This is a genomic window from Rouxiella silvae, assembly GCF_002093625.1.
In the GTDB taxonomy this organism is placed as follows: Bacteria; Pseudomonadota; Gammaproteobacteria; order Enterobacterales; family Enterobacteriaceae; genus Rouxiella; species Rouxiella silvae.
Map to the genome: position 1 here is coordinate 41,377 of NZ_MRWD01000044.1, position 7,481 is coordinate 48,857.

Below are 7,481 nucleotides of genomic sequence, written 5' to 3' on the forward strand. Positions count from 1 at the left end.
ATGCTTTTTTCTGAAACTACTCAGGCATTTTATGACAAGAATGCAAATTATGGCAGCAATATGCCTGCTGATGCCGAAGAAATTACCGGCGATGAATATGCGCAGTTCTATGCAGCCGTTAATTCTGCAAGACGAGTTTACAAAAGCGCCAGCGCTTTTGTTATTAGCATCCCTCAGCCTGATAAATATTACACATGGGATGAAAATACTTCCTCGTGGAAGATTACCGCCGCCATGTCTCAGCAGCGAGACAATGACGCAGCAAGTGCTTTGAAACAAACGGCATCCTCTGAGGTGACGCGATCGAGCACGCTAATAAGTATTTTGTCAGACAAGGTCGAGTTACAGGACTTTTCTGGAGCAGAAACATCTGATTCGGTGACTGCGACACTTACCATCTGGAAGAAGTACCGAATAGATTGCAACAGCGTGGTTACCGGGTCGGCAACTGAATTACCGATGGCACCAGATGCGTAATCGATTGAGCTTACTAAATTTTTGATTATGCAGGAATTTTTTATTGAGGTGTCAATGAATATTTTTAATTCAGAGGTGGCTTAATGGCTAACCGATACAATACTAACAGTGAAGTCCCCTCGAATACACTGCCAGACTTGAACGACAACATGCTGGTGTTTGACGCGTTTGTAAATCAAGAGTCGGGGTCGGTAATATCAAGGAAGGGGGTAGACATCCCCGTATTACAAGAGCAGGTTGGCGGGCGAATTGATGCTCTAACCGCAGATGCTCAGGCGGCGCTTACCGGCGCTCAGGCCTCTGCTAATGAAGCGGCACAGTCGGCAGCAGCCTCGGGCATCATCGCGAATAATCTTGGACTACCACCAGGCGCAGGCCTTGTGGGATATAAGAGAGGAGTTTCTTACCCAGTTAACTCTGCCGGTAGTAAGTTAAGTCGTTGGATTGATATCGAGGATTACGCTGATAGCAATGCTGCTTCTGGTGATTGGCTTAGTACCATCCAGACCGCGATTAATACTGCAATTAATGAGGGAATTACCGAAATACGTGGGCAGGGTAGTTACGCTATTTCAAATACTCTAAATATTCAGAATATCCAGAGTAAAGGCATAAACCTGTACCTGAAATCACTCAGCGTTACTGCAGATTTCCCGACTAATACCTCCTTTTGGGATGCAACCCCAATGATAAACGTGGGGGATATGGTGAGTAATATCACCGGGCTGAATATTTTTATTCAGACTTTAGATGGCGGGGGTAAGGCTGATGGTATCAGTGCGATCGGATATGGCTATGCATTGTGCCACATTCATGTGGGGTCTTTGACCAATTGCATTGCCGGTATGCGCCAGGGTAAGCATCAGTGGCCTAATGCCTCAAACTATGTTACCGGTGATAACTGGGCCAATAACCGCGTTGGTATTTACCTTGCTGATGGGACAGGACCCAATGCCCCAATAACAGAAGGCTGGCATATTGATATCAAATTCATGCCAGTAAACTCGTGGGGGGCTATTTGGTATCGCCGTTCCGGGCGTTATGGTCGGTTCAATAGCGATGTCGATTTCAACGGGCAAAACCTTTCGATCTACCAACTCAGCAATACTACCGGTCTTGATTTAATCTGGGATACGCAGCAACTTAAACTCACTAACGGTACGAATACCGCAGAGTTTCTGTTTTATTATATGTACCAGGGTTATTTCTATATTGTCATTGGCGAGGATCATAAATGTTCTGCGATCGATGCCGAGGGCCCTCCTAGTTTCTCAGTGGGGGACACACTCAGCTGCACGACAATCAGCGGGGTAGCGCTCGGAGTGGGCACCGTTAATGTGTGTCGTGATAATGCTTCTGGAACCAACTATTTCGATATTCTTCACGATTTTGAACGTGGGACTTTCGGGAAGATTTTGGTGATGTGTGGGTATGCTGCGGGGATTATCGGAGGGATTCAACAGTCATCCAGCTTTCAATTCCAGAATAGCTTTAATGGAGCAACGGACAGCCTCCGAGGGTTCGGTGTAAGTAACTCAGGTTCGACCCTGGCATTTTATAATTATGCTATTTCAAATAACCCATATTCTAATATTACTTCAGACTATGTGAATTTTGAGAAAAAGCTTTACCTCAAAGACCACCGTATAGTCGGCGGCGAGGTTGAGGCCGTTATCGCCCGGAGCACGACAGACTACACAACATTATTAAATTTTTCCGATACCAGCACTGATAAACGAGCCGATGAGGGCGCCAAGTTCCATGTGGAAATCCTGACTAACTATGATGGTTGTGGAGCTTCATTTAATATTAATGTGAAAGCAGCGGGTATTATTCAGGTAACTAAACCCACCATGTTAAATGGTGCGTTTAAATTCCGCATAGTGACCGTGCTCAGTTCAGACGGTACCAGTGTGGTCGGCTCAGCGTTACAAATTCGCCAGGAATCACAGGACTTTATTAGGTTTGTCATAAATATTACGAGGCTCTGAATATGTCTGACCCCTTACAGGTAACCACCTTATTTGATATTGAACAGAACCACACCCCAGCACCGGGTGAAGTTGGAAAGATAGAGTCGCTTAACGGCGACCTCTACGCAATTAATTACTGGCTTGCACAGGCTATGAGTGCTGGCAGCCTGGCTGGCGTATGGGATGGGTTAAGCGTTGGCGGTCGAATTACACAAGACCCGAACGCGGCTCAACATTTGGGGCCAGATGTATTGACGGATCTTGCTATTACTCAGATATCTGACGTAACGGTTGATGATGAAACAGCTGCAGTAAAAGCAATTCATGCTAACCAACAAACTATCATGAATAACCTTAATAATATTGTGGCGGGTATTAACTTGCGAACGCAAAATTACAATATTCTTCTCCAGTATTTGATCAACTACTCAAGTTTAAAAGCATAACCAAGAAGTATCTCGAATTTATCAGGATGTTTTTTGTGCTTTAATTCTCCTTTAAGGATTAATCATGGCAATCACCGGAATATATATTTTCAACGGTATTACAGTTCCAGCGGCTTATGCTGTTATAGATGCAATTGATTTCAGAGCAACTTCAGCATTTGTAAGTTTTAAAGTTTATGCATCAGTGGATGCCTATATCATGGGCACTCCACCATTGAAAAGCGTTCCAATGAATATGGCGTATGATGGTACAACTGCGCCAATCGATACTTTCGAGAATGCGGCGATAGCCTCGGGAAATTTTTCTGGATTCACAAAAACAGAAACAGTCGTGATAAAAGTTCCGGATTTAATGAATCGCTCTGAGGGACAATTAGGGGGCGCGGATCCATTGGTAAGTTGATGTCATTTTCTTTCCCTCAGCTAGTTCGATGGCTACTCCAAAGCGTGCGTAAATATTCATGTAAAGGGCAGGATATAGGTTGAGGGAATTTTTTGATGATGATGTATTGATAGTAAATGCTGAAGAATCGATATCGAAAATTTCACGACGATTTTCGAAAATGGTAGTAACTTTATGATTTTAAAAGATTGCTAAGGACAGTGTTTGAGTGTAAAAAACGACCCGGCCTCAACCTAACCAATTGAATTTAAATGATAATTAATAGGTAAAGCAAATAAAGGAATCGTATTCGGTCTTTTTTTTGTGGGATTTTTAAAACAACGACTTATATTAAAATCAATGAGTTAATCCCACCCTGTTGCCTCCTGTTCTACCCTGTAGGATCTTCTGCCGCCATTTTGTCGCCACTTTTGGCCGGTGTTTTACTGCCTAAAATCGACAGTGGATTGTTAGTTAGGGCGTCTTCCAGATGGTCTGGAGCAAAGTGGGCATAACGCATGGTTACCCTGATATCCGAATGGCCTAGGATGCGCTGCAGTACGATGATATTGCCTCCGGCCATCATAAAATGACTGGCGAAAGTATGGCGTAGAACATGGGTCATCTGGCCTTCTGGTAATTCAATGCCGGTAAGCCTGATAACCCGATAGAACTGTTTATAGCAAGGCTCAAAAGTTTTATCTTTGCAGGCCAGCAGGTCGTCATACAGGGCTTGGCTGATAGGTACCGAGCGGTTCTTTTTGCCCTTGGTATTGATGAAGGTAATTTTATTGGGGGAGAGCTGGGAGCCTTTCAACTTGGCGGCTTCGCTCCAGCGTTCGCCGGTAGACAGGCAGACTCTGACTATGAGGGTTAACTCAGGATTGCCGTGAAGCTCGCATGCGGCCATCACCTTTTCGACCTGCTCTAACGTCAGCCAGGCCATCTCTCTTTCAGGCTGGTCAAACTCGCGGATGTTTTCCAGTGGGTTAGGGTAGTTGAGTTCTCCTAGGCGCTTAAGCTCATTAAACACGGCGCGCAAAAAGGCGTGCTCGCAATTTACGGTGCCGGTAGTGACTTTGCGTGATTTCTCGCTGGTATTAAAACCGTTATCGATTAGGCCACGCAGGCGGCGATCGCGATAGTGCGCCCAGTCTTTTGCGGTGATGTCGATGGCAACAGGGTCACCCATGCCTTTGCAAATTATCCACAGTTTACCGAGGCGGCCTTTCTTGTCACTAAGTGAGCATCCATGCAGTTTGTACCACAGCTCGACTAACTCGCTGAGTTTGCGGTTATCTTCTTTTTCGCCCAGCCAAGGTTTGGCTTTGGCCTTATCAAGCTCATATTGTTCGTAGGAGACGGCTTCGCCTTTGGTACTAAACTGCTTCCTGACTCGTTTCCCATCGCGTCCGGTCGGGTAAAATTCACATAGCCATTTCCCTGTGGGAAGCTTTCTAATTGCCATCGTACGACCTCATAAAAACATGAGGCAAAAATACTGTATATAAAAGGGTCTTCCCCTGTTGTGGTGGCTGAGGGCATTATAGGGGGCAGTTTGGACATCGAAAATTATTGTACGTTACGACTGTTTTTGCGCCTTTATACTTTGGCTGGACGCAGGCGACGAAACTTACCGAAAGCCGGTGTTCTGATGCCCCGCCAGAGATAATCCCCAGTCAGATTGATATGCTCCCAGCCCAGCGGCGAAAAATGCGACTGCAACTGCTGTATCGCGGATACCTGAGTTGTTCATAACACGGTCAACAATTTTCTCATTCATGCCCGTCTGGCAGACGCGATAAGCGTAATTGAGCCGGAAAGTTCGACAGCATAACTGACAGCGATAACGCCGTGCCCGTTAATGGTATCTGTACGTTCACATGACGCGGGTAGGAACAATATGCTCAAACGGCCATATCACCCGAGGCCTGAAGGTAATGTTCTCAGACCTTCCCGCCCACTCAAGAGTGAACCGGTTAATCTAGCGACCTCACGATGCCCCCAATAAATGGGTCTGAGCAGATGACCTCCTATTTGGAACAGCGAGGTAGCCCAGGCAAATTTGAATGTGGATAAACATCAGTTATAGTGATCAGTGTCCATTCACGGGCTAATATAAAGGTGCATAACATGGTAGATAAAGAGCATTTACAATCTTTCGTTGATGAATTTTTCCTCCAAAATCAGGCTATTAAGCAGATTATCATTTTCTCGCTGAACGATAATGAAGTCTTGTTATCTACTCCGGACTTCCCACTATCCACCGAGCTTTTAACCAAAGACATTATTCCTTACTTTGAACATCAAGAAGTATGGCAAGATAATCTCCTCGACGAAGGTTTTACACTTAATTGGGCTGAAATAGATGTAAATATGTTTGATGCACCTAGCAAGGATAGAAAAAGCACTTTACAGTTCTTTAAAACAAACAATTTGATGGTTTTCATCATTTGCGAAGGCAGTGGAAATGACCTGGTATACGTAGGGAGAACGTTGCGTAGCGATCTCATAGATAGTGGATTTAGTGAACCCGAACCCGATGAATAAGATTGATGTTAAATATACCATATAAGGCTATCTTCTCTGTCGTTATTAAAACGTCATGAAATAGTTCGTATAACTGATGGGCAGGTTGATATTCCTGGGAGAGTGTCCGCTTATTAATTTAGCCAGAGAATAGACCGTCCGCGTAATGGGGGCACCACCCGAGATCTTGGTTTTCACCTTGTGCCGGCTGAGACCGGCAGCCAGCGAGGGTGACCACCCCTGATAGAATTAAACGCCGTCCTCCTCCTTTTTTACGGCTAAAAAAGCGTTCTCCGCGGAGACGTTCCACGTCAGCGAGTGAAAGAAGTTTTCCGCACCATCATTGTCATAACAGCAGCCTTTACTGGCCCCGAGAAATAACATGTTCCGGGCGTTTACACCGCCAGAATCCTATTTTCAGCGCATCACAGGTCAACTGCTCTGTCATACGCGCGACATCGACCAGCCAATTACTGAACGAAACCACAAGTCGGTGCCCTCCGTCAGGTACAACTAGCCTTCGTTTGTGCGCAGATAAGATGACAGCCAAAGTAGAGCGGAGCAAAAAACAGTCTTACCGTACAATAATTTTCGATATCCAAACTGCCGCCTATCGTGGCAATCTTGATTTTCTGAGGAGCCTGCTATGGACGAAAAGTCCCTCTATGCACACATTCTCAACCTGTCCGCGCCGTGGCAGGTTAATTCTCTTTCCCTCGATAAAAATTCCGGTTCTGTGACAGTCACCGTCGGCATCGCTGCGCACGCACAGTTAACCTGTCCTACCTGCTGCAAATCCTGCCCTATACATGACCATCGACACCGTAAATGGCGTCACCTCGATACCTGCCAGTTCACCACGCTGGTTGAGGCGAATGTTCCTCGCATTGACTGCCCTGAACACGGTTGCCAGACACTGCCAGTTCCCTGGGCTGTCCCTGGGAGCCGGTACACGCTGCTGTTCGAGTTCTTTGTCCTCTCATGGCTCAAAATTAGCACGGTAGATGCGGTCAGAAAACAGCTCAAGCTTAGTTGGAATGCCGTTGACGGCATCATGATGCGTGCCGTTAAACGGGGTCTTGCCCGGATAAAAAAGCCTTTATCGGCCCGCCACCTCTGCGTGGATGAAGTGGCCTTCAAAAAAGGTCATCAGTACGTCACCGTTATCTCTGACCGTCAAGGGCGGGCCCTTAAACTGACCGATGACCGCGGTGTTGAAAGCCTTGCCAGTTATCTGCGTAATCTGAGCGATCGCCAGTTGGATGAAATAAAAACGTTGTCGATGGACATGAACATGGCCTATATCAGCGCCGCGCGGATCCATCTTCCCAATGCCGTGGATAAAATTGCTTTCGATCACTTCCATGTGGCAAAAACGCTCTGCGCCGTTGTTGATAAAACACGTATGGCGGAAATGAAACGCATCTCGTCGTCAGACAGGAAAGGGGCACACCGCTCGCGCTATCTGTGGTTTTACGGTAAACAGAACCGGCATGGACGAAGGGCGGAAAGGTTGGAAGTTGCACGTCTGGTATTACCCGAAACTAGCCAATGTTGGGTAATGAAAGAGCTTGCCCGTGACCTGTGGCACCGGCGTTATTGTAAGCACACCCGTTTTAGTTCCACGCACTTTTTGAGATTTCCGTATTTTCGGCCATCAGCCTGTACTCTTCC

The 7,481-nt window shown here is 46.2% G+C and carries 7 protein-coding genes and 1 pseudogene; 6 read left to right on the forward strand and 2 right to left on the reverse strand.

The genetic code is table 11. The annotated features are described in order from the left end of the window. From BS639_RS17255 to BS639_RS17270, 4 genes are all read left to right on the forward strand, one after another. The gene (locus BS639_RS17255) at nt 1–477 is read left to right on the forward strand and encodes a tail fiber assembly protein (RefSeq protein ID WP_084983747.1); all 477 of its coding nucleotides are present in this window, start codon (nt 1–3) and stop codon (nt 475–477) included. 83 nt (nt 478–560) lie between these two features. After that, a complete protein-coding gene (locus tag BS639_RS17260; protein WP_084983748.1) occupies nt 561–2,468 on the forward strand; it encodes a hypothetical protein in 1,908 nt (635 codons plus the stop codon). A 2-nt stretch (nt 2,469–2,470) separates the two neighbouring features. Beyond that, nucleotides 2,471–2,896 carry a hypothetical protein gene (locus tag BS639_RS17265; protein WP_084983749.1) on the forward strand — a complete coding sequence of 142 codons (426 nt, stop codon included), beginning with the start codon at nt 2,471–2,473 and terminating at the stop codon, nt 2,894–2,896. Between the two features lie 64 nt (nt 2,897–2,960). Then, complete coding sequence (locus BS639_RS17270; RefSeq protein ID WP_084983750.1) at nt 2,961–3,299, forward strand: hypothetical protein; 339 nt, start codon at nt 2,961–2,963, stop codon at nt 3,297–3,299. Between the two features lie 370 nt (nt 3,300–3,669). Here BS639_RS17270 and BS639_RS17275 read toward each other — a convergent pair whose 3' ends face one another. After that, nucleotides 3,670–4,746 (reverse strand): phage integrase, encoded by a 1,077-nt coding sequence (locus BS639_RS17275; RefSeq protein ID WP_084983751.1) that lies wholly within the window; start codon nt 4,744–4,746, stop codon nt 3,670–3,672. A gap of 249 nt (nt 4,747–4,995) precedes the next feature. Continuing rightward, nucleotides 4,996–5,133: pseudogene (locus tag BS639_RS25355) on the reverse strand (IS1 family transposase); the annotation flags it as partial. Nucleotides 5,134–5,411: 278 nt separating this feature from the next. On the opposite strand from BS639_RS25355, the gene BS639_RS17280 reads away from it, so the two are divergent. Together BS639_RS17280 and BS639_RS17285 are read left to right on the forward strand one after the other, a co-directional pair. Then, a complete protein-coding gene (locus tag BS639_RS17280; RefSeq protein ID WP_084983752.1) occupies nt 5,412–5,828 on the forward strand; it encodes a profilin in 417 nt (138 codons plus the stop codon). A gap of 625 nt (nt 5,829–6,453) precedes the next feature. Beyond that, the coding region (locus BS639_RS17285; RefSeq protein ID WP_084983753.1) for an ISL3 family transposase at nt 6,454–7,481 on the forward strand (1,028 nt) is incomplete at its 3' end.